The following is a 1,639-nucleotide window of genomic DNA, read 5'->3' on the forward strand; positions in this document are numbered from 1 at the left end:
ATGGTTAGCTAGGGCAAGGGGCGCTAACCGGCCAGAAGCGGCAATCTGAACACTGGCAGGTCTGCCCATTTAGCTTGTTTCTAGCAGATATTACGTCCTCACACGCCGTGACGATCTGCTCATTTTATACCGAACGCCTTTGGTATCTTTAATGATGTTGCACCTTTCTACCGACGAAGTTGATAGATATTATCTGCACACGCATAAAACTGGTGATCCGGGCCGCGCGCGGCTTTAGACTTATTTAGCAACTTGAGAAATATTTTTCATGCCAAAGCCATGGATCGATACGTGGGGCCAGAAAGTTAAAGTGTTGGATAATAGGAGCGGCCTGAAGGGCACTAAGATCAATAATTATATGCTTGCGCAGCTAAGCGCATGCACGTCAATTGACGAGCTACAATTTACCGGCGGACCTGATCCGTTGGATCTGTCCCTTATTGCCCATTTACCGCTTAAGATACTCGAAATCGAAAATTCACGTCTCATGTCTCTTGAGCCTTTGAGAGCGTTGAAACATCTGATCATTCTAGAATTAGACAACTGTGGGGCTCTAGACTTTTCGGTTCTCCAAGATCTTAAGTCCCTCCGAATCCTACGGTTGAGAAAAAATAAACTTCGCTGTGTTCCTGCCCATTTTCATCTACCGGAATTGGCGATTTTTGACCTCACCGATAACAAGATTACTGATACCGAATTCAGCCGAAACTTTCCCGAACTGGAGGAATTACATATTGGTAGCAGCACAAAAATTAACGGCCACCGAACCATAAAGTTCAAGCAGCGAGAAGAAACGCCCGCCGCGTTTTTTGTTGAGGAGCGCGAATTTAGGAAAAAGGTTAAGGAGCTTGAACAGAAGCTGTCCAGTTCTGATCTAGAAGCGTTAACCAGCGAGGAGGATAGCAGGCTTCTCGGTAGTGCGATTTATTTGGCTATGTATGAAAGGCGCAATGTCGAGTGGATTGCTGAGAACATCGTCAATATTCCTGATAGGGAGCGAGCGATAGAGATGATGGGCTGTCTTCTGTCTAACAACAGAAATGAGCCTGCGCAGATGATGCTGAACGGTCTTGCCAGAGTGGCGGATGCTAGTGCCGGTCTTGTCACTGAAGCACTTGCGCGGGATTATCTAGCCGATCGCCCAGTAGCACCTCCCTACCGGGCCAGTACTGCGCATACTTTGGGAATGCAGTTTGCGGAGCGCAACGCTAGCCCACACCTTACTGCCTTGTTCCGCTGGTATTTTGAGCAGTATGAGAAATTCTCTGATCCCCTTTTGTTTTATTACAAGCACCTTGTGCAGGCTGCTCCTAAAACGGGATCCAGAGAGCTGGTCCAGCCAATAATGAATTTGCTTAATCTGGATAAGAAGATCGTTAACCAAGAAAAGACTTTAAAGAAGTATTGCCTCGCTACCATAGCAAAACTGGGTAATGCAGAAGATATACCTGCATTGAATGCGCGGATGAATCTCGCGGATGAACCAGCTGACGTAGTCACCGCGTATGAGGCGGCTGTGAAGAGGCTGGCAGGTCGTCCGGCTTGAACCGTCTTATCATTCTATGACTAATGGAGCCCAGTCATGGACGTCCGCTTCAGGGCCGAATGCAGCCCTTAGCGACCGGCAGCTATAGGCCAG

At 47.9% G+C, this 1,639-nt stretch carries 1 protein-coding gene; it reads left to right on the forward strand.

The genetic code is table 11. The features are described from left to right. Window positions 1-268 precede the first annotated feature (268 nt). On the forward strand, window positions 269-1,546 hold the full coding sequence (locus NA619_RS24905; protein WP_255964434.1) for a hypothetical protein: 1,278 nt from the start codon (window positions 269-271) through the stop codon (window positions 1,544-1,546). Window positions 1,547-1,639 lie beyond the last annotated feature (93 nt).

Origin of the sequence: Stutzerimonas stutzeri (genome assembly GCF_024448895.1) — a bacterium.
GTDB lineage: Bacteria > Pseudomonadota > Gammaproteobacteria > Pseudomonadales > Pseudomonadaceae > Stutzerimonas > Stutzerimonas stutzeri_Q.

Bases quoted from the DNA above. Each gene is read 5' to 3' on its own strand.
- NA619_RS24905 (WP_255964434.1), top strand. From the start codon at position 269: ATGCCAAAGCCATGGATCGATACGTGGGGCCAGAAAGTTAAAGTGTTG.